17 protein-coding genes are annotated in these 20,561 nt (G+C 63.2%); 8 read left to right on the top strand and 9 right to left on the bottom strand.

Annotated elements, in window-relative coordinates; all coding sequences use genetic code 11:
• The first annotated feature begins 283 nt into the window (after positions 1–283).
• The 3 genes from G3572_RS03005 (at position 284) to G3572_RS03015 (ending at position 4,064) form a co-directional block, all read left to right on the top strand.
• Positions 284–883, top strand: a complete 600-nt coding sequence (locus tag G3572_RS03005; RefSeq protein WP_164609173.1) for a hypothetical protein — start codon at positions 284–286, stop codon at positions 881–883.
• A 54-nt stretch (positions 884–937) separates the two neighbouring features.
• The gene (locus G3572_RS03010) at positions 938–1,537 is read left to right on the top strand and encodes a histidine phosphatase family protein (protein ID WP_164609174.1); all 600 of its coding nucleotides are present in this window, start codon (positions 938–940) and stop codon (positions 1,535–1,537) included.
• Between the two features lie 106 nt (positions 1,538–1,643).
• Positions 1,644–4,064 carry a GcvT family protein gene (locus G3572_RS03015; RefSeq protein WP_164609175.1) on the top strand — a complete coding sequence of 807 codons (2,421 nt, stop codon included), beginning with the start codon at positions 1,644–1,646 and terminating at the stop codon, positions 4,062–4,064.
• A gap of 102 nt (positions 4,065–4,166) precedes the next feature.
• Here the strand turns inward: G3572_RS03015 and G3572_RS03020 are convergent, their stop codons facing one another.
• Positions 4,167–5,222, bottom strand: coding sequence for a DUF2332 domain-containing protein (locus G3572_RS03020; RefSeq protein ID WP_164609176.1), 1,056 nt, complete (start codon positions 5,220–5,222; stop codon positions 4,167–4,169).
• 209 nt (positions 5,223–5,431) lie between these two features.
• Here G3572_RS03020 and G3572_RS03025 point away from each other — a divergent pair, with 209 nt between their 5' ends.
• Positions 5,432–6,040 carry a nucleotidyltransferase family protein gene (locus tag G3572_RS03025; protein ID WP_164609177.1) on the top strand — a complete coding sequence of 203 codons (609 nt, stop codon included), beginning with the start codon at positions 5,432–5,434 and terminating at the stop codon, positions 6,038–6,040.
• Here the strand turns inward: G3572_RS03025 and G3572_RS03030 are convergent.
• A complete protein-coding gene (locus G3572_RS03030) occupies positions 6,026–8,674 on the bottom strand; it encodes a Hint domain-containing protein (protein WP_164609178.1) in 2,649 nt (882 codons plus the stop codon). The genes G3572_RS03025 and G3572_RS03030 overlap by 15 nt on opposite strands.
• Positions 8,675–8,908: 234 nt before the next feature.
• Complete coding sequence (locus G3572_RS03035; RefSeq protein WP_164609179.1) at positions 8,909–13,384, bottom strand: Hint domain-containing protein; 4,476 nt, start codon at positions 13,382–13,384, stop codon at positions 8,909–8,911.
• A gap of 558 nt (positions 13,385–13,942) precedes the next feature.
• Between G3572_RS03035 and G3572_RS03040 the strand changes: the two genes are divergently transcribed.
• On the top strand, positions 13,943–14,572 hold the full coding sequence (locus tag G3572_RS03040) for a hypothetical protein (protein ID WP_164609180.1): 630 nt from the start codon (positions 13,943–13,945) through the stop codon (positions 14,570–14,572).
• Positions 14,573–14,719: 147 nt separating this feature from the next.
• Positions 14,720–15,334 carry a hypothetical protein gene (locus G3572_RS03045; protein ID WP_164609181.1) on the top strand — a complete coding sequence of 205 codons (615 nt, stop codon included), beginning with the start codon at positions 14,720–14,722 and terminating at the stop codon, positions 15,332–15,334.
• 87 nt (positions 15,335–15,421) lie between these two features.
• On the opposite strand, the gene G3572_RS03050 is transcribed toward G3572_RS03045, so the two are convergent.
• The 4 genes from G3572_RS03050 to G3572_RS03065 all read right to left on the bottom strand — a co-directional run bounded on the left by G3572_RS03050 (position 15,422) and on the right by G3572_RS03065 (position 17,979).
• Positions 15,422–16,537 carry a hypothetical protein gene (locus G3572_RS03050; protein ID WP_164609182.1) on the bottom strand — a complete coding sequence of 372 codons (1,116 nt, stop codon included), beginning with the start codon at positions 16,535–16,537 and terminating at the stop codon, positions 15,422–15,424.
• On the bottom strand, positions 16,530–16,817 hold the full coding sequence (locus tag G3572_RS03055; RefSeq protein WP_164609183.1) for a hypothetical protein: 288 nt from the start codon (positions 16,815–16,817) through the stop codon (positions 16,530–16,532). The genes G3572_RS03050 and G3572_RS03055 overlap by 8 nt, the downstream gene beginning before the upstream one ends.
• 64 nt (positions 16,818–16,881) lie before the next feature.
• On the bottom strand, positions 16,882–17,244 hold the full coding sequence (locus G3572_RS03060; protein WP_240335380.1) for a hypothetical protein: 363 nt from the start codon (positions 17,242–17,244) through the stop codon (positions 16,882–16,884).
• Between the two features lie 15 nt (positions 17,245–17,259).
• Positions 17,260–17,979, bottom strand: coding sequence for a peptidoglycan recognition protein family protein (locus G3572_RS03065; RefSeq protein ID WP_164609184.1), 720 nt, complete (start codon positions 17,977–17,979; stop codon positions 17,260–17,262).
• Positions 17,980–18,176: 197 nt separating this feature from the next.
• Between G3572_RS03065 and G3572_RS03070 the strand changes: the two genes are divergently transcribed.
• Entirely contained in the window at positions 18,177–18,749 is a 573-nt protein-coding gene (locus G3572_RS03070; protein WP_164609185.1) for a hypothetical protein, read from the top strand.
• A gap of 29 nt (positions 18,750–18,778) precedes the next feature.
• Here G3572_RS03070 and G3572_RS03075 read toward each other — a convergent pair whose 3' ends face one another.
• The gene (locus tag G3572_RS03075; protein ID WP_164609186.1) at positions 18,779–19,078 is read right to left on the bottom strand and encodes a hypothetical protein; all 300 of its coding nucleotides are present in this window, start codon (positions 19,076–19,078) and stop codon (positions 18,779–18,781) included.
• Between the two features lie 70 nt (positions 19,079–19,148).
• Positions 19,149–19,886 carry a LamG domain-containing protein gene (locus G3572_RS03080; RefSeq protein ID WP_164609187.1) on the bottom strand — a complete coding sequence of 246 codons (738 nt, stop codon included), beginning with the start codon at positions 19,884–19,886 and terminating at the stop codon, positions 19,149–19,151.
• Between the two features lie 41 nt (positions 19,887–19,927).
• On the opposite strand from G3572_RS03080, the gene G3572_RS03085 reads away from it, so the two are divergent.
• Entirely contained in the window at positions 19,928–20,542 is a 615-nt protein-coding gene (locus G3572_RS03085; RefSeq protein WP_164609188.1) for a hypothetical protein, read from the top strand.
• Positions 20,543–20,561: the final 19 nt, after the last annotated feature.

The raw sequence follows: 20,561 nt of genomic DNA on the forward strand, positions 1-20,561 counted from the left end.
CGGCCCCTGCCTGCGTCGACGCGACGTAGCGCAGCGCATGGCACGACCCGCGCCGCCTCCGGCGGGAGTATTTGGAAAGCAGCAAATCCATGATGGGCTTGCCCCTTTCTGAAATGCTCCCGCCGGAGGCGGCGCGCATTCTGGCGGACGCGCGGCGCTGGCCGGCCTTGCGCAAGCCTGCCCCCTTGCCGTTCGCGCCGTCCGCCCGCTGTTTCCATCCGGCCCCGACCGGGCTATACCCCGGTCTGGCGGCGGCACATGCGCTGCGGAAAGGGCAACAGCCATGCTGTGGGAGATCCGAAACCTCATGCGACCCGCCCTGTCCGTGGTCGACATGATTCCGAACGTCCACCGCACGCCCGCGCTGGCCAGTCTGCGCCGCGCCGTGCGCGACGGTCGGCCCGCCACACTCCGGCTGACCGACGAAGAGCGCGAGCTTGCCTTTCACGATGCCCAAGTGACGCTGACCTCGCCCATCGGGGCGCGCATCCTGCGCATCCTGCATGACGGCGGCAGCCTCAAGCTGAAGAAGCCGCCTGCGAAGGCGCTGCCCAACCTCGACGCCTATATCGCCACCGAAGCCGCCTTTCGCGCCGATGTCGCGCGGATCATCGCGGCCGACACGGCACAGCGCGCCCGTCTGGCCCAGATCATCGCCGACCCCGCCTGCGCGCGCGCGGAAGAGATAACTCCGGCCCTGATCGACAAGGTGTTCTCGGCGCGGCTCGGCCACAGCGCCACCGGCACGCTGAAGATCGGCGGCCTGCTCTGCCATCGCAGACTGGTGCCCGCCGACCCCAGCGACCGCATCCGCGCCGAAGCCGACTTCACCTGTGGCTGGACCGACGCCAATGGTCAGGTGCATGGCGATGCCCGTCTCTAGCCGCCACCCGGGCCGGCCAATGCCCGCGGCGGCGATCCGGCTACGGGGCATGGGATGACAGGGACCGTCCGTTATCTGACCCATCCGCAAGTGCAGATAGACCCATCGTTGGACGTGCGGCATTGGTCGCTGAACACGCTTGGCGCGGCGCGCGTGGCGGCGCTCTGCGCGCAGCCCGGCCAGTTGCGGGCCACCACCCGCGTGATCAGCAGCACCGAGACCAAGGCGCTGGAAACAGCGCTGCCTCTGGCGCGCGCCTTGGGGGTTACGCCCGAACTCCGCCACGGCATGCATGAAAACGACCGCAGCGCCACCGGCTACCTGCCGCCGCCAGAGTTTGAACAGGTGGCTGACGCGTTCTTTGCGCAGCCGGACACCAGCATTCGCGGATGGGAAACCGCCCGCGCCGCGCAAGCGCGCATTCTGGCCGAGGTGAACGACTGCCCTTGCGCTGCCGATCAGGGCGATGTGCTGTTTGTCGGGCATGGCGCGGTCGGCACCCTGCTCTATTGCGCCCTCGCGGGGCTGCCGATTGACCGCCGCCACGATCAAGGCCCCGGCGGCGGCGGGTGCTGGTTTGCCTTTGACAGGACGAGGCGCCAACCCGCAGGCGGTTGGCGTCCGCTCGAGGCGCTTTTGTCCGCCGACCGCTAGCCACCCGGCAACGCGCACCACATCTGCGACATTTCCTGTCGCATGCGGACATGCCGCCCGCGCGCCGCGCCGCCACTCTGCCCGCACAAGGCAAGGGAGTCCTGCAATGAAAACCCATACCCGCGTGGTGGTGATCGGCGGCGGTGTCGTCGGCTGTTCGGTTCTGTATCACCTGACCAAACTGGGCTGGTCCGATGTGACGCTGATCGAACGCTCGGAACTCACCTCCGGCAGCACATGGCACGCTGCGGGGGGCTTTCACACGCTCAACGGCGACACCAACATGGCGGCGCTGCAGGGCTACACCATCCGCCTGTATAAAGAGCTGGAGGCGATCACCGGCATGTCCTGCGGGTTGCACCATGTCGGCGGCATCACCCTTGCCGACAACCCCGCCCGCTTCGAACAGTTGAAGGCCGAGCGGGCCAAGCACCGCTACATGGGGCTGGATACCGAAATCCTCGGGCCCGAGGAAATCCACAAGCTCACCGACGGCATGGTGAACCTCGAGGGCATCCTCGGCGCGCTCTATGATCCGCTCGACGGCCACCTCGACCCCTCCGGCACCACCCACGCCTATGCACGCGCCGCACGCATGGGCGGGGCCGAGATCATCCTGCACAACCGCGTGCTGGAGACGAACCCGACGAAGGACGGCTGGGAAGTCGTCACCGAAAAGGGCACCATTCACTGCGAACACCTCGTCAACGCAGGCGGCCTCTGGGCGCGCGAGATCGGGGCGATGGCGGGCGTCTACCTGCCGCTTCTGCCGATGGCGCACCAATACCTTGTCACCGACGACATCCCCGAGATCATGGATATCCTCAAGCAGGGCCGCGAATTCCCGCATGTGATGGACCCGGGCGGCGAATCCTACCTCCGGCAGGAAGGCCGCGGCCTCTGCATCGGGTTCTACGAAAAACCCTGCGAGCCTTGGGCCGTCGATGGCACCCCCTGGACCTTCGGCCACGAACTCCTGAACGAGCAATTCGACAAGATCGAAGACTCGGTCAACTTCGCCTATCGCCGCTTCCCCGTCCTCGAACGCTCGGGCGTCAAACGGGTGATCCACGGCCCCTTCACCTTCGCCCCCGATGGCAACCCGCTGATCGGCCCCGTTCAGGGCCTGCGCAACTACTGGTCTGCCTGCGCCGTCATGGCGGGCTTCTCGCAAGGCGGCGGCATGGGCCTTGCGCTGGCGCAATGGATGATCGAAGGCGAGGTCGAACGCGACCCGCGCGGCTTCGACGTCAGCCGCTTCGGCACCTGGACCAGCCCCGGCTATACCGTGCCGAAGGTGATCGAGAACTACCAGATGCGCTTCTCGGTCTCCTATCCGAACGAGGAACGCCCCGCCGCCCGCCCCTTCCGCACCACCCCGATGTACGAGGTGTTCGACAAGATGAACGCGGTCTGGGGCCAGCAATACGGGCTGGAGGTGGTGAACTACCACGCCCTGCCCGGCGAGCCGCGCTACGAGGAACCCTCCTTCAAACGCTCCAACGCATGGGAAGCCACGCGTCAGGAAGTCATGGCCGTCCGCGAAGGCGTCGGCATCAACGAGGTGCAGAACTTCGGCAAATACCTCGTCAAGGGGGCTGGCGCGCGCGACTGGCTCGACCGCATCATGGCAGGCCGCATCCCGAAACCGGGCCGCGTCAGCCTGACCCCGATGCTGGCCCATTCCGGCAAGATCATCGGCGATTTCACCGTCACCTGCCTGTCGGAAACCGAATTCCAGCTTACCGCCAGCTATGGCGCGCAAGGCTGGCACATGCGCTGGTTCGAACAGAACGCGGCCCAAGGCGTCACCGTCGAAAACATCTCCGACGCCCGCTCCGGCTTCCAGATCGCGGGGCCACGCGCGCGTGACCTTCTCGCCCGCGTCACCCGCGCCGATGTCAGCGCCGAGGCGTTCAGGTTCATGGATGCAAAGCACCTGGCCATCGGTATGGCCAACTGCCTCGTGCAGCGCGTCAGCTACACCGCCGACCTCGGGTTCGAGATCTACACCGACCATATGTCGGTGCGCCACCTCTGGGATGTGCTGAGCCAGCACGGCAAGGACCTTGGCCTGCGCCCCTTCGGCATGCGCGCCATGATGTCCCTGCGGCTCGACAAATGGTTCGGGTCATGGGGCCGCGAATTCAGCCCCGATTACACACCGGCAGAGACGGGCCTCGACCGCTTCATCGCGTGGAACAAACCCGCCGACTGGATCGGCAAGGCCGCCGCCACTGCGGAAAAGGCCACGGGGCCGAAACGCCGCCTTGCACAATTCATCGTCGATGCGAACGGCGCCGATGTGGTGGCATGGGAGCCGATCTGGCTGAACGGCACGGTGCAGGGCTTCTGCACCTCGGGCGGCTACAGCCACACCACCGGCCAATCGGTCGCGATGGGCTTTCTGCCCGCAGACAGCATCACCGAGGGGCTGGAGGTCGAGATCGAAATCCTCGGCGAACGCCGCCCCGCCCGCGTCACCCTCGCCCCGCTCTGGGACGATGGCGGCCGCATGCGCGCCTGATACTCCTGCCCGCCAAAGGCCTCGGGGGCGCGCCCCGAACCACAGGTGTAGGGTGCGTGAATCACGCACCCTACCACAGCCCGCCAGCGTGATCGCACACGCCTAGGCATCCCCCGCGCCGCGCCACGCCACCCATTGCCCGTGAAATCCGGCGCGGCCCAGCGTCACCTGCACATCCCCCGGCCAAAGCCGCAGCGTCACCGCCGCGCCCTCGCCGCCCGCATCCGCCTCCATCCCCAGCCAGCACAGCGGCGCCTCCTCGGTCGCGGCGCTGCCCGCCTGCGCCATCGCAGCGGCAATCCGCGCCTGCACCTCCTTCGGAAAATACTGGTGCGCGATGGTATGATAGACCAGATGCACCTGCCCCGGATGGCGCAAGCGCAGCCTTGCTTCCAGCCAATCTGCCGCATCCCCCCTGTCGACAGCGCCCCCTTCCACCGCATCTCCCGCCGCAAGCCCCAGCGCGGTCTGCAGGCGCGCCAGTCGCTCGGTCTGATCGGCCCAGACAAAGGCCAGGAGCCGCGCACCATCGCGGCGCGGGTCCAGCGGGAACAGGTCCACCCCGCGCCGCGCCGCAACCTGCAGCGGCACCCGCGGGGGCTGCGCCCCCCGCCACTCCGGCCGCAGGCGCAGGGCGCTGTCCGCCGCGCCCAGCACAGCGTCCGGCGTCTCCAGCGCATAGCGGTCAAACCACAGGTTCAGCCCCGCGCTTGCGCCCAGTTCCGACAGCACCAGCGGCATGCCATAGCGCGCCACCACCTCTGCCGCTCCGGCCAGCAAGACCGCCGAGCGCCCCACCTCGTTGGTCTGCGGCGCGGTCTCGCACCACGCGCAGAGAAAGCTGTCAGCCTGCCGCAGCACGCCGCCAAGCGCCTGCACAAGCGCCGCGTCCTCACAGCGCGCGGGCGGATAGCAGGCCGCCAGTTCCCCCGCCTGCCCCGCCCGCACCAGCGCGTGCAGCCCGCCGGAGATCCGCAGCGGCACCGAGGCACCCCTTGGCCCCAGATCACCCTGCCATACCGCGACCTTGCGCGCCAAAGCCGTGTCTTGCGGCCAGACCCGCCCCAGCCCCCGCAAGAGCCGCGCGGTAAAGGGCGACCCCAACGCCTCGCAGGCCCGCGCCTGCTCTTCCAAAGCTTCGAGAAAACGCTCCGCCATCACAGCCTCCGCCTCTGCGGTCAGGCTGCAGCAGCGCCGATGAAAGGTCAATATATTTGACCCTTAATCCGCTTGCCGCCTCGCGTCGGCACCGGCACCATCCTCTGGACTTGCGGCGGGAAACCCTTGACAAAAGGTTAATTCAAGATCGCAATGCATTGATCTGCAATGGTTTCGAAGACTGTAACACAGGGGAACTGCCCGATCCGATGCCCAGCCCGCCGCCAGAGCCGCTCCATATCCTGATCCTCGCCGCCGGCGGGTCCACGCGGATGCGCGGGGCCGACAAGCTGACCGAGCCGGTCGCGGGCCAACCCCTCCTGCGTCATCTGGCGGGGCAGGCCCTCGCCAGCGGCCTGCCGGTCACGGTGGCCCTTTCCCCCGCCCATCCCCGGCGGATCGCCGCCCTCCACGGCCTGCCGGTCACGCTGCGGCAGGTGCCTGACGCGGCCAAGGGGATGGCCCATTCCCTGCGCGCCGGACTGGCCCACCTGCCGCCCGAGGCCGCCGTCCTCCTCCTGCTGGCCGACCTGCCCGAGATCACCGCGCAAGACCTGACCCTTATGGCCGAGGCCCACCGCGCCGCGCCCGGCCTGATCCTGCGGGCCACAAGCCAGACAGGAACCCCCGGCCATCCGGTGATCTTCCCGGCCTGGGTGCGACCCGAGTTGATGGCCCTGTCCGGCGATGAGGGCGCGCGGGCCGTTCTCGACCGTCACCCCGCCCGCCTCGGCCTGATCGCCCTGCCGGACCAGCACGCGACGACCGACCTCGACACGCCCGAAGCCTGGGACGCGTGGCGGTCAGGCCGCGAGTAGCACCCGCGCCTCATGGGCCCGCAGACTGGCCCGCGCCGCCGGATAGGCTTCGGCACTGCCGCTGCACAGTTCAGGGAACAGGGCCAGCACCTCATCCCGCTGGGCACGGTCCATCCGGCCAAGCGTGCCGGAGCCCGGCTGGAAACTCTCGGTCCAGCACCCTTCGGCCTGCACGATCTCATGCTGGTTGCACATGATATGGATGTAGCTGACCCCGCGCGGCATCACCTGATCGATCCCCGCACGCCCCGCCAGATGCAGGGCAGCGACCAGAACCTCACGCTCGCCAAACAATAGCTCGGCCCGTGCCGCCTCGATCAACATACGGTGCTGCGGAGAAACCAGCATGTCGCGCCGTGGCAAGCCGTGGCCGAGCGATCCCTTGGCGATCCGCACAGGGCGCAGCGCAGGGTTCACCACAAGATCGCCCAAGCCCAGATCGCGCCTACCAACCCAGCAAATCTCTTGAAAACCGCTGTCCCGCGTCAGCACCTGATCGCCCGGTTGCAGGCTTTCCACCCGCCGCAGCCCCGTCGGTGTGGTGATGAGCGTGCCGGGGGTGAAGCAGGGGATGATGTTTTCCATCCCCGAAAAAGTCAGCGATCCGATGACTAGCCCGTTTGCGTCCAGAAACTCGACCCGCCCGCGCGACTTGTCGGGGGCATCAAAGATGATGTTGGTCGCGTCCTTGCCCCAGGCCCGCAGATCCAGCGTATCGAAGTTGTCGCCATCGTCACCGCCGAACAGGGTATCGCCCGGGCCTCCGAAGAAGACATCGCGGCCGCTGCCTCCGTAAAGGACGTCGGAGCCGGTGCCGCCGTAGAGGCTGTCATTCCCGTCGCCGCCATAGAGCGTGTCGTTGCCCTCGTCGCCGTAGATCAGATCGTTGTCGCCCTCCCCCCACAGCACATCATCGCCCGCACCGCCAAAGAGCGTGTCATTGCCGCTGCCCGACCAGATGGTGTCGTTGCCATCGCCACCATAGAGCAGGTTGGTTCCCGAGAGCTGCCCACCGGAGACGTCATCGATCTGATCATCGCCCGCGCCACCATAGACCGTGTCATTGCCGGCACCGAAGAAAATGGTGTCATTGCCATTACCGCCGTAGCTGATGTCATCGCCATCACCGCCCGACAGCAAATCAGCGCCATCGCCACCCACGAGCGTATCAGCGCCGATACCGCCGAACAGTTGGTCATTGCCGATGCCGCCGTCGAGCGAGTCATCTCCATCGTCGCCAAGCAGCGTGTCATTGCCCCTGCCGCCCGAGAGCACATCATTTCCGATGCCGCCCGAAAGCGAGTCGTCGCCATCGCCACCCACCAGCGAGTCATTTCCTGCCCCGCCAAAGAGCTGATCGTTGCCGATACCTCCGTCGAGCGTGTCATCCCCTTCGTCGCCAAGCAGCGTGTCATTGCCGCTTCCGCCCGAGATGGAATCGTTGCCATCCCCCCCGTAGAGCAGGTCGGCGTCTTGCGTGCCGAAATAGGGGGTATCGAGGCGGTTGGCGTAGAGGTTGGTATCGGCCGTGTTCGTCCGCAAAAGGGTGACCGAAACGATCGGCCCCCTGGTCAGCAAGGCCGAGTCGGCATTGATTTCAAACTCGGGGGCAAGGAAGACCCGCCCGTCGGTCAACTGGATGACGACAGCGGTGAATTCGCCGGTGCTGCCATCGGCAAAGGTGACCGTGGCATCATAGACCTGCGTGGAATCCAGAAAGGCCTGAACGCCGTCGATCAGGAAATGCTCGGTGTTTCCCGAGTTGCTGTTGTCATTGTCGGCCAGAATGCCGTCGCCGTTCAGGTCAACTGCCGTGGCCCGCACGATATTGTTCGACAGGGGGGCGCCCGCGCTGCCGAAGGTCAGGCGCAGGCTGTCGGCATTTTCCGAACTGCCGTTGCTTTCGGTCGGGTCGACATCCGGAAAGACGCCAAAATAGATCAGATTATAGGTGAGCGATGCGGTGTTGGTGCCATAGACAGCCCCGCTCTCGTTTCCGCCGATGATGGTGTCGTTGCCTGCCCCGCCGAACACGGTGTCATTGCCTGCACCGGCGTTCACCAGATCATTGCCCGCGCCCGAGTTGATCAGGTTGGCATCGTTGCTGCCCGTGATGGTGTCGTTGAACCCGGTGCCGATCACGTTCTCGATCGACGACAGGCTGTCGGTGCCAGCCGAGGTGCCGCTGGCGCTACCGGTGTTGAGGTTGACGTTTACCGCCGCCGTTTCCGACTCATAGGTGACCGTGTCGATCCCGCCGCCACCGTTGAGAATGTCGTTGCCCGCCCCGCCATCGAGCGTGTCATTGCCAAGCCCGCCGAGCAGGGTGTCAATGCCCGCGCCGCCAAAAAGCTGGTCATTCCCATCGCCGCCATCAAGCGAGTCACTATCCGCGCCGCCAAACAATGTGTCGGCCCCGGTGCCGCCGAACAGCCGGTCCGCACCCGCCTCGCCATTGAGCAGGTCATCGCCGTCCTGCCCGTTCAGCGTATCGTTGCCGTCACCGCCAAAGACCGTGTCATTGCCGCCGGCGGCGTTGACCACGTCATTGCCTCCAAAGGCGTTGATCAGGTCGCCGGCATCGTTGGTGCCGTTGAGTGTGTTGTTCTGGTTGTTGCCGTTAATGTTGGCCATTCGTAAAAGTCCACCGGATTTGTCTTAAATCATCGATACTTTCAGAAGGCGGCGGCACTTTGGCGGATGGTGGCGGAACCGTGTCGTTAAGCAGGCTTGTTTCTGTCACAGAAACAGTCTGCGGCGTCGGGCAAGACCCCAGATCGCAAAACGGACAAAGGGGGCTCTGGAAAGAGCCCCCTTTGCCGTCGAACCGGGATGCTGTCGCGGACCCGATCCGCGCTGCATAACTCTTTAACGTACCAAGAGGCTTGCCTCGTGCTTCTTGAGCGTCTTGCGGGCGGCTTGATAGGCCGCGACCCCCGCAGGCGCCTTCAGTTCAGGGAACAATTCCATCAACTCGTTACGCTGCGCATTTCCCAGTCCTTTGAGCGTATAGTCGCCCGGCTGGAAACTCTCGGTCCATGCCCCGTTGGATAGCACCACTTCGTGCTGGTCGAACATGAAGTGGAAATAGGTGGTGCCGACCGATTCAACCTGATGGATACCCTTGCCACCGATCAGGTGCTTGGCAGCCACCAGAACCTCATGCTCGTCGAAGTAGAGCGCGGTGCGGTCATTGGCCACCAACAGACGGTGGTTGGGCGACAGCATCATGTCGCGTTCCGGCAGCCCGTTGCCAAGGCTGCCCGCCTTCACCATCACCGGGCGCAAGTGCGGGTTGGAGGCAAAATCGTGCCAGCCCATTTCCTTGGCGCCCATCCAGCGGATTTCCTGGATGCCGTTGTCACGGGTGATGACCTTGTCGCCGACGCGCAGTTGTTCGACAGGGACCTCGCCCTTGGGCGTCGCGATCAGCGTGCCCGGGGTAAAGCAGACGATGCTTTCGATGTTGGTGAATTCCGACCGGCCGATGACGTTGCCATCCGCGTCGAGATATTCCACAAACCCGTCAAACCCGTTGCCGTCGCTGTCGACATTGGTGCGCACCACGTTGCGCGGACCCGTGCCGCGCAGATCGAGCGTGTCGAAGTCGTCGCCCTCCGATCCGCCGAACACCGAGTCACCTGCCCCGACTCCGGTGAAGGTGTCACGATCCGCGCCGCCGAAGGCCTGGTCGGCAAAGGCATCTGGCGCGCCGGTCAGCGGATCGCCGAGATGGATCAGGTCATCGCTCAACCCGCCAAAGATCGTATCGGACCCGTCGCCGCCGATCAGCGTATCCGCCCCGGCGTCGCCGACCAGAAGATCGTCACCAGTGCCGCCGTCGATCAGGTCATTTTCGAACCCGCCTTCCAGCGTGTCATTTCCGGCGCCGCCCAGCAGGGTGTCATCCCCGTCGCTGCCTTGCAGGATATCATTGCCATCGCCGCCGTCGAGCAGATCAGCCCCCAGACCGCCTTCGAGCAGATCGTTGCCGATGCCGCCGTAAAGCGTGTCATTGTCGCCGCCGCCGTAAAGCGTGTCATCGCCGTGATCGCCGTAAAGCGTATCCTCGCCGCTGCCGCCAAAGACAAGATCGTTGTCAACGCCGCCGTAGACCAGATCATTGCCTTCATCGCCCAGGATCGTGTCGTCGTCATCCATCCCGTAGATGGTGTCGTTGCCGAACCCGCCGGTGATGTAATCGGCATTGTTTTGTGGCCGCAGATCGCCGGCGTCGTTCGGGATGTTGATGACATCGGGGAAGGAAAGATCCAGCCCGCCGAAGATCAGGTCATCGCCGCGGCCACCGTCAATGCTGTCGCGCCCTTCCCCACCGATCACGGTGTCATTGCCCGCCCCGCCGAAGAGCGAGTCGTTGTCAACGCCGCCGTCGATATAGTCGTTGCCGTCACGGCCAAAGACGCGGTCGGCGTCGTCACCCGAGAAGATGGTGTCGTTGCCATTGCCACCAAAAATGGTGTCGCGGTTGTTGTCCGGGTCGGCATCTGCCGCATAGAGCCCCGGATAATCCACATCGGGCAGCGGCACGCCGGTGCGGGTGTCGATTAAGTCGTCACCCTCGCCGCCGTAGATCAAATTCTGGCCGCCGCCACCGATGATGGTGTCATTGCCATCATCGCCGTGTACCTCGTCATCGCCGCTGCCGGTGTGAATCTGGTCATTGCCGGTGCCGCCAAAGACCGTGTCGTTGCCGATCCCCGCGAGAATGGTGTCATTGCCATCGCCCGCCACGATGCGGTCATCATTGGGGCCATCGCCGGGAATGATCGCATCATTGCCGTCGACCACATCGCCGTCGAGCGGGTCCACATAGGTGCCGTCGATCAGGTCATCGCCTGTGGTGCCGCGCACCACCCCGTCGCGGCCGCCGCCAACGCCGACCTGCACCACGACCAGAGCATCATCGGTGCCGCCATTGCCGTCGGTGACGGTATAGCTGATGACCGCAGCCCCGTTGAAACCGGGGTTCGGCGTGAAGGTAATCGTGCCATCCGGGTTGACCGCAACCGTGCCGTCTGCCGAGGTAGGCGTGCCAAGGAAGCTCAGCACATCGCCATCCGGATCGGTGTCATTGGCCAGAACGTCGATAACCACCGCGGTGTTCAAAGCGGTCGAGGCGAAATCATTCTCTGCCGTCGGCTGATCATTCACGTTGGTGATGGTGACTGCCACCGTCGAGGTCGAAAGGTTTCCGTCAGGATCGGTGATCGTATAGGTGATCGTATCAGACGGGCCGCTATAGTCGCGCGGCGACGAATAGGTGATGGTGCCATCGGGGTTGATCTGCACATCGCCGCGCTCTGCGATGGCCGAGATCACCTGAAGCGGCTGGCCGGTCGGGTCGGTGTCATTGGCCAGCACATCGATGGTGATGTCGCTGAACTGGGGGGTGGTCACCGCATCGGGATTGGCCGTCGGGAAGCCTTCTTCCGGCAGGATCACGTTTTCAATGTTGATGAAACGCATGGTGCCGAGGCTGCCGCTGGCGTTGAAGAACTCGACGGTACCGTTTTCGGCATTGTCCGCGTCATAGGTGACCGTCAGCGGCCCGAGGCCACGCAGGTCAAGCGTGTCGAAATCGTCGCCCTCTTCGCCGCCGTCGACGAAGCTGCCCGGCCCCATATCGCGGAAGGTGTCACGATCGGCCCCACCATAAAGCGTGTCTGCGTCTGCGCCGCCGACGATGGTGTCATTGCCGGCGTCGCCATAGATCAGATCGTTGTCGATCCCGCCGAACAGCTGGTCATCACCCTGCCCGCCGTAGATCGTATCGCTGTCATCGCCGCCATAGATCGTGTCATCGCCGAGACCGCCTGCGAGCAGATCGCGGTTGTTATCCGGATCGAAGTCAAACGCGTCGAGCTGATGGGTCGGATCGCTCGCGTCATCCGGAGTGCCACCGTAGATCAGGTCATTGCCCAGATCGCCGGTCATGGTGTCGTTGCCTTCCCCGCCGATCAGCGTGTCGTCGCCGTCATTGCCTTGCACGCTGTCGTCGTCATCGCCCGCGTCGACAAAGTCATTACCGCCGCCCGCCACGATTTCATCGCGGTCATCACCGGTAAAGATGGTGTCATTGCCAGCACCGCCAAACACGGTGTCGCGGTTGTCAGACGGGTCGGCATCGGCGACGTAAAGACCCGGAAACTCCCGGTCAGGTGAAGACTGGGTCGCGCGGGTGTCGATGAAATCATTGCCCTGCCCGCCCGTGACAAGGTTATTGCCACCGCCGCCGATCAGGAGATCGTCACCCTCGCCGCCGTCAAGCGTGTCGTCGCCCGTGCCACCGTCAAGCACGTCATTGCCAATGCCGCCAATAAGAGAGTCATTGCCATTGCCTCCAAACAAGGTGTCCTGATCCGGGCCGCCGCCAATGACGTCATCGCCCTCGCCGCCAAACAAAACATCATTGCCGGTATCGCCGTTCAGCGTGTCGTCGCCCGGGCCACCGTAGATGGAATCGTCGCCCGCGCCGCCGAACACGCTGTCATTGCCTTCTGCGGCCAGCACGGTGTCGTTGCCACCATAGGCGAAAACAATGTCGTCCTGAGGCGCTTGACCGGGGAGGATTGCATCATTGTTGTCGATGAAATCGCCGTCCGGATCGCCCGTATAGGCAAGATCAATCAGATCGCCGCCTGCGGTGCCTTCGACGATGCCGTCGCTCTTGGGGTCTGTCGGGGTATTGTCGACCGTGTCCGAAATCGAGAAGAACTCGACCGAGCCGGGATAGTGCTGGTCAATGTGGCGCAGGCTGGCCGGAGGCGAAGCGCTCTGGCCCGCACCGATGATCCAGTTCTGGTTGATCGCGCCCATGTCCATCGTGAGCGTGCCCGGCACGACATCGGAGAACACTTCACCCGTGGTCAGGTTGGTGATCTCGACAAAGCCACCGGCGCCCGACGCATCCCAGGAGTAAGAGATGTGGATTTCGTCGCCCGGGTTCTGGAAGCCGGGGGCGGTCTCATAGATCGTGGAACCGCCAGCCGATTCATGAATGATGCGGATCATGCCGTCGGGCATGCTTTTGATGCGGAAGCCGCCTTCGGTTTCGCCTTCACTGTCACGCGAAAGCACGGTGCGCGTGTCCGTCAGCGTTGTGTCGGCGTCCAGGCTGAATTGGATTTCCAGCGTGCCGCGGGCAAGCTGGAAAGCCTCCGAATTGTCGATCTTTACAAGATCGTCGACGCCATCAAGCACAGCCCGATCGCCATCGGATGTTGCACCGTTAAAATAAACCCCGTTCTGGGCGCCGTTGTCGACCGCGCTGTCCAAGGCGATCGTTGACGGATCATTCAGGTTGTAAAGCGCGATAACCGGCATCGTCCAAAATCCTCACAGCAACTGGGCGGAAACACGCCCGTCCAGAAAAGCCATGTCGACCGGAAGTCAGGCCGACATATCGGCGTTTTGACCAGAGGAACGGACCCCAAGGCAAAGCGCCACCGGGCCTGTCGCTTGAGGCAACAAAAAACAGTTCTGTCAGAAGCTTACGCCTGACAGTTAACCTGACACGCAAACGACGTGATGAACCCATCACGCCACATGCCACATCTCTGTTTTAGGGTGCTTGGCAGCACACTGACACAAGACGACCGCCCCCACGGCCTTTTGTCTTACCCAGCAAGACGTTTTGATAATTACCCGCCATTAAGGCTTACGGAAAGTAAAAAAAGGCGGTGTCAGCATGACTTTCGGATGTATTGCGATCCGGGAAATTAGCGATTTACACGCATTGATTGCAATTACACACGTATTGCGTGTACTCCTGACCACTGCTTGTTTCCGGCCTCGCAACGCTTATCGGTCTGCAGAGCAACAGATCCTAATGTTTTCCTGAAAATCTTATTGAATTACCGGCTCAGCAAGCAACAGTCTGGCTTGGGCAAGAAACAGTCCCGTGCGGTCGCCCGATCAATTTACCAAGACCATATTTTTGGCATCATTCCGGCAGAAATGGGGCCATTAAGTTGCCGACGCGGCATCAATTACAACTTTAAGTCGATTTTGACCCGAATCGAGCAGCATCCCCCGAAGAGGGTTCGCGAATCGCACCGCGCATCTGAAGACTTGAGAGGATGGTGCCCGAGGTCGGACTTGCGAAAACGCTGTTTACAAAGAACTTTTCGGCAAAAGTGGATGCAAAGCAGCCCTAGCAAGATCAACAGCTTACACTTGATTGGAAGCGGCCAGCGCGACCTAAGAACTTGTAAATGTTTAGGTTTTACTCATGCCCTTCCCGGCATTCACTGTCGGAGAAATGACGGTCGACATCGGTCGACCACGTCGCCCGCAGCGCTGACAGACCATACGGTCATAAACCCACTGATGAATGTTCAGGCCGGTGGCATCGAGCCAGCGCGGCGGGATCTGATCGGCCCGCAAATAGGCATAGTGACCGCAGACGCAGGTCAGGTGGAGGCTGTGGTGGCTGTGCATGCCGGAACGGATAGCGAACACGGCGCGATTCTAGAAGAAAAAATGCTCGCGACCGCACCCCGTGGTCGTTGAACGTCTTTAGAGATACTGACAACGTTAGACTTGTCCCGCCCAAGGTGGGTATCGGCGCAGCACAAAAGCAACCGGAGGACCACCCTGCGGAAGCTAGATGGCGCCCGAGAGGTCAAGTGGAGATCATAGAGCTGGAGTGCAGGGAGCATGGAAAGATTCAGACTTCCAGGCATTTGTTACAACTGCCGCATCGTTTTCGGGAGCGGCTTCACCGCGGGTGTTGGCTCGAGCATAACAACGCGAGGGTGCAAGTCTGACTGTCCACGCTGCGGATCTCTCGCTCCGGTTCCAGACAATGCGCTGCAAGTCATCCAAGATGGAATACGGCTGTTTTCAGGGTCTGACTTCACGAAGCAAACTTATGAAAACCTTGGTTTAATTGTCGAAGATCTGCGCCTGCAGAAGATAACAAAGGCGGAGGCGATCTCTCGGGCAGACCAAGTAATTCCGAGCCTCGGCCGAGAGTTTAGAGAATGGGCGACACTCGGCATAGCTTTCATTGCCCTGATGGTCACCCTGGCTGACTTCATCGTGAGCTACCGAGCCCAACAACACTCAAACAGAACTTTGGAGGAAATCGTTGTTGAGGCAGTTGAAAGTGCTTACGAAGCTCAACAACCAACGAAGAAGCGCACTTTAAGTTGGGATACTTACCTTAGCTCACCAAAAGCTAAGCCATCAGACTTCATCCCCGCCAAGTCAAACGGCCTAAACCGAAAACGACGGCGAGCGCTGGCGGCCAAAAGGAAAAAGGGCAGTTGAACTCGCATCGGCGCGACATGCCAGCCATCACGGTGCGGGAGAGCAACGCCTCAATGCACAGTAGCGCCGCTAACCGACCGCGCGACCTCATGGGCGGCGCGCGTTAAGCCAGCCCGTCACCTGCGCCGTTTCCCGTGTCGTCAGCGCCCTGTCGATGATCACCGCCCCATAGAGCCGCTGCGGCCCCGGCAGCGTGTAAGCCCCGCCGCCATGCACCATCCCTGTCGTGATCGTGACGCCTGCGTCACTGCCGGTTGCAACTGTATATGTCGCGGCAGGCAGCGTGACTGCCAGAGCGTCGTTTGACAGGTCATTCAGCAATGCGAAGCGCGACCAGCGCCCCGGTTCGGTGATGTCCGCTGGTGATGCGACGATTTGCAGGGCGGTAGGAGCCGCCCCAAGTTCCAACTGGACGCCGCGCACGCGCACGGTGAAGTTTACAGCCCCGCCACTGACGCCAAAGCGGAGAATCGACCGCGCCCATGCAGAACCGTCAGGGAAGTTGGTTCTGGTCGTTGCGGCGTGCTGCTCGTCTTGCCATGTCGTGATGGTGTTCGCGCCTTCGGCAACACCGCCAACCACGTTAGACCCCGCTGCGTTTGCCGCAAATGTTCTGATCCAGACTTGGGACAACCCGGTATTGTCGCCTGCAATCCTTTGGATATGGGCAGAGGCGGTCCAGTCCTGACCAGGAAGCGCAGGGACCAGAAAGGGCTGCGCGAAAATCACTTCCATCGTGCCGGAAGGCGTGCCGTTGAAAGCCAAGTCGGTGTAAGGCGCACCTCGATCCGTTCCAAAGCCCACAACAGACACCGCGCTTTGGGCGATGCCGACAACCGACCACCCCGTGCTCAGCGCCCCGCCAGCGTTGAGAGGCCCCAAAGCCGCGCCCGTATTGGCATTGCTGGGTAGCATATTGCGCCGCCCGCCTTGCGGGAGACGCGCATAAAGCGGGCGCAGATCCGCGCTTGCCTGCACCGCGTGAAGCCCGTTAGCCGATGTGTCGGACAGCCGCCCCACGGGCTGACCGAACGCGGCCACAGGGGTGCTGCCATCCGACATCTGGAACAGCGACGACAGCCGCGACGGGTCGAACACCGCGAGCCGCCCCGCCACCGAGGGGACAAGGCGCGCGGGGTTGAAGCCGCGCGGCGCGCCGAACGGCGACCGGAACCCCGCAAGTGGGGAGACAAGGTCACGCATTGCTCACCCAGACCAAGGCCGACCCCGCACCAGCCGCCCGCGCCCAGACGCGATTTGCGCCAGCAACACCGGGGAACAGATCGGCCAGGGCGGCGTTGCGCTCACCCTGCCCCGGCCCATACTCGATTCCCGCCGTCCCGGTCGGCGGCGTCGTCCCGAGGGTGCCTCGGATATAGACGGAATACCCGCTTTGGTTCTGGAAGCTGATCGCAGCGACATTCCCGTCGGTGATCTCTGTCCAGGCGTTTGTCACCAAGCGCATCGTGTCTTGCGGCATCATCGTTCTCCGAAAATAGGCCGGTCATCCGGCAGGATTGAAACCTCGCGGGCTGCCGCGAGGCGGATCACTTCGGCTCCCCGATCTTGTTCAACGCCTCGCGGGCGTAGCGCTCGACCAGCCGATCGAGAACACCGTCGCCGGGGGTCAGGGCCTTGAGTGCGTCGGGCACAGACTCGCGCAGATGCTGCACCACATGCGCCTTGAGCGTGCCAAGAGCGACGTTCGGGCCGTGGAAGATCGCGCTCTCTACGGCGGTCTTGATCGCGCGATGCAGGCTTTCCTGATGCGCCTGCTCGATGCGGATGCCAGTTGCGAGCGTGAAGGCGGCAGCGGCGCGCCCGATGATGAAGGTCAGCACCAGGCCGATGATCGTCATCAGCAGATCTTGCACCTGCGCGCTGGCCAGCAGTTGTTGCAGAATGTCCATGTGGTTCCTCTCTGGTTACAGGCCAAGCGCGGCCCAGGTTATCGGGCCAACCACCCCGTCAGGCAGCAGTTGGCGCGCACGTTGGAATGACAGCACGGCGGCACGGGTTTTCGGGCCAAACAGCCCGTCATCGGCCACGCGCAGCGCGCGCTGCAGCACCCTCACATGAACGCCCGAAGCGCCCTGCCGCAGCACCGGTCGGCGGGCCTTGGGTTCATTCACGGGCCACAGGGACGCCGTGCCGAGGCGCGTCATGACCTCGGCCCGAAGCTCATCCCCGATCGCCAGCGGGTCACGGCCAGCTGCATTGCGGATCTGATAGTCGAAGTCCCACTTGCCCTTCTGCACCACGCCCAGCGTGAGCGGCACTTCGGCATGGCTCAGGACATGCGCGCGCACCGGCTGGATGCCATAGGCGCGGCACAGCCCCACCGTTTCCGAGATCAGGGCGTCGATCTGCTGCGGGGTCGGGAAAGCGGCAGACGCCCGTGGGTTTGCCCAGACCCCGCCCGCCATCGCACAGACCGCCAGACCGATCGACCCCGAATTGAGGCCGCCGGTGTGTGCCGCATAGCGCCCCGCCACCAGCCGCGCGCCGGGGGCGTTCGCCTCGATCGCATGCACCCCGGCATGCACCCGCCCGTCCCCGTCGATCAGCCGGTGATATGCGGCCCTGTCGGTATCGTTCGGCACATGGCCGCCACCCGTGTGGTGCCACACGATGCGGTTCATCATCGCGAAATCTCCCATGAAAATGAAAAACCCCGCGCGATGGCGGGGAGGTGTCGGTCGATGTGCGAGAGGTCACAGCCGCAGATTTGCGAATGATGTTCTGCCTCTCGAGGTCGCTAGAGCTTTCGACAAAAGAAAAGCCCTTGACCCTTGCCACCCAAGGCAGATGCTGAAGCGACCCAATCGAGAGGACTCAGTAATTGGCAGAGCTTTTAGCTGCATTGATCGGCGGTATGGTCGGGGCCTTGGCCTATCCCATCGCGCAATGGCTGCGCGCGCCGGTCATCAAGTTGATCCCAGGCTACAGCGATGAGGCGTTCTTCTATGAAATAGCGGGCGGAGGGCGCAACGTTTCGATACGTGCTATCGCGTCCGGCAGATTTGGACTCTGCGGCCCTCATGCTAAAGAGTGTCGGGCCTATGTGACTTCGATCGAACGCTCTGACGGGAAGTCCTACAAAGCCGAGGCCTTTCTCGTGCGCTGGTCTCGAGCAAAAACCGCAGAGGGCGTTCGCTTGGCTGAAGTGACGATCCCCAGAGGATCTGCGAGAGTTATAGGTGTGCTTACGGCAAGGCACTCTGAGGCCCCTTTCGTGAGGCTTAATGAGGAATACGTTCCAAGAGACGCCCTCAAAATCATTGAGCCCGGTTTCAATTACACAATCACAGTCCGGGTTACGTCATCATCCGGCTACGCCGATACCTCAGTGAAATTCGGAATTGACGAGACAGGAGAGCTTGTGCGCCAGATTTCGAGTGCTTCGTCGCAATAGCGAACTTGTAGTCCATGCTGGTCTGGCACCTAGGGCTTGCGCCAGTATTTCCACAGATCGATGGCGGCTCTCGGATCATTGACCGCCATCAGCAGCCACCGCATGACGCCCTCGGCCGTCAGCGTCACGATCGCGGCAGCGACGGGTTCGGGCGCGCCGAACACATCGGCGGCATAGCCGGTGAACACCCAGGCGGCCCCGACCGAGGTGAGAACGGTAAACGCCACCCCCTTCGGCCCAAGCGTTGCGGTGGTCTTGATCTTGATGATCAGCGCCACGATGACGGCGATCCAGAAGTCGAGGGTCTTGAAGGGGGATGGATCGGTCAAATGCGCCTCCTGCGCGTCTGGCCTGAAATCGGCAGGCCGTCTGGGTTTGGGAATGCGCGGCACAGCCGGATCACGCCAGCGAAATACCGTAAGCGCGGGCCGCGAACTTCTCGAGCATGCGCACCTTGCTCATGTCGCCGAACAGGTCGGCATTGAAGTGCATGAAGTCCGACATCAGGCCCTTGAAGGGCTGCGCGCCGCCCGAACTCAGCCGCCCGATGCGCAGCGTGCTGGTCGATCCGGCGTTGTTGGTGCCGACGCTCAGTGTCGGCCCGCCGTTCAACCGCATCCGCAAGACACCAGCCGACTTGCCGATGACCACAACAGCACGCGACAGGCTGGTGTAGTCGGTTTCCAGTTGCCCCGAGCCGTGCCGCATCCGCATCTGGCCGGTCGAGGTCAGACCCATGAATGACCCGACATTTGTCGCCGCGAAGTTCGAGGCGAATTGGGTCGAGGCCCCGACATTCTCGGCGGCTAGAATGGCGCACCACGAAAAGTCGTTGTTCGTGTCCGGCGAGGTGATGCCAGACACCAGATATTCATCATTCGACCCGTCGAACAGCAGGCCGGGATACTGGCCGAAGGCGTTGTTCTGGACGGTGCCGCGCTGGTTCGCCGTGCCTTGCGTCAGGATCGCGGCGCTGCCCTTTTTATCGGCCAGCTGCGACGGCGTGGACCCGCCCGTGATCAGCCCCGTGTTGACCTGGAACCAGAACAGCAGCGACGGAATGGACAGGATTTGCTCGCGGAACGACGACGCCACAGGCAGCGACGTGTTTGCAAAGGGCAGGTTGGTGGTGATCATGCGAACGTCTCCATTTGATGTCCGTTGAAAAGGGATTCGCGATGCTGCCGCAGACAGATCTTGACGAGAGGAGCGCAGCCAGCATCGCGTTCCTGAAGGCTCACTTCGACGGGAAACGCCTGCTCGGGGTTCCGCGCCTGTCGCTCGAGCAGGCAGCCCAGCCAGCGGGATACTGCTACCAAAACGTCTGGCGGTTCATCGACGAGCTGGGCGGAGACATCCAATACGGCTGGCAGTTCACCCAGTTGCCGGGGAAGTTTATCGAAGCCATGCACCATGCGGTATGGATCAGCCCCGGCGGCGCGCTCGTCGACGTCACAGACCGAGCCTATTCGGGAATACGGCTCGCGATCACGGCATTCGTCGCCGACAATGGACCCTTGATCCCCACACGCGACTGCACCCCGTCCATCCCTTCGATCTTCTGGGACATCGGCAACGATCCCCTCACTGCCGCGTATTGCAACATCACCATTGGCAGGATCGCCGCATTGCAGGCGATCAAGTTTCGACACTTCGGAGCGGTAGGGACCGGGGAACCGCGTCAGAAAGAGTTCTTCCGGCATGACGACGACACGCTCTATGCAATGTACGAGGACCTCACCGAGAAACGCGAGGCGCTGATGCGGCGCATCGTCGGAGACGAGAACGACTGAATTCATCCCACCGGGCTGC

The organism is Pseudotabrizicola algicola (assembly GCF_010915705.1).
Classification (GTDB): Bacteria; Pseudomonadota; Alphaproteobacteria; order Rhodobacterales; family Rhodobacteraceae; genus Pseudotabrizicola; species Pseudotabrizicola algicola.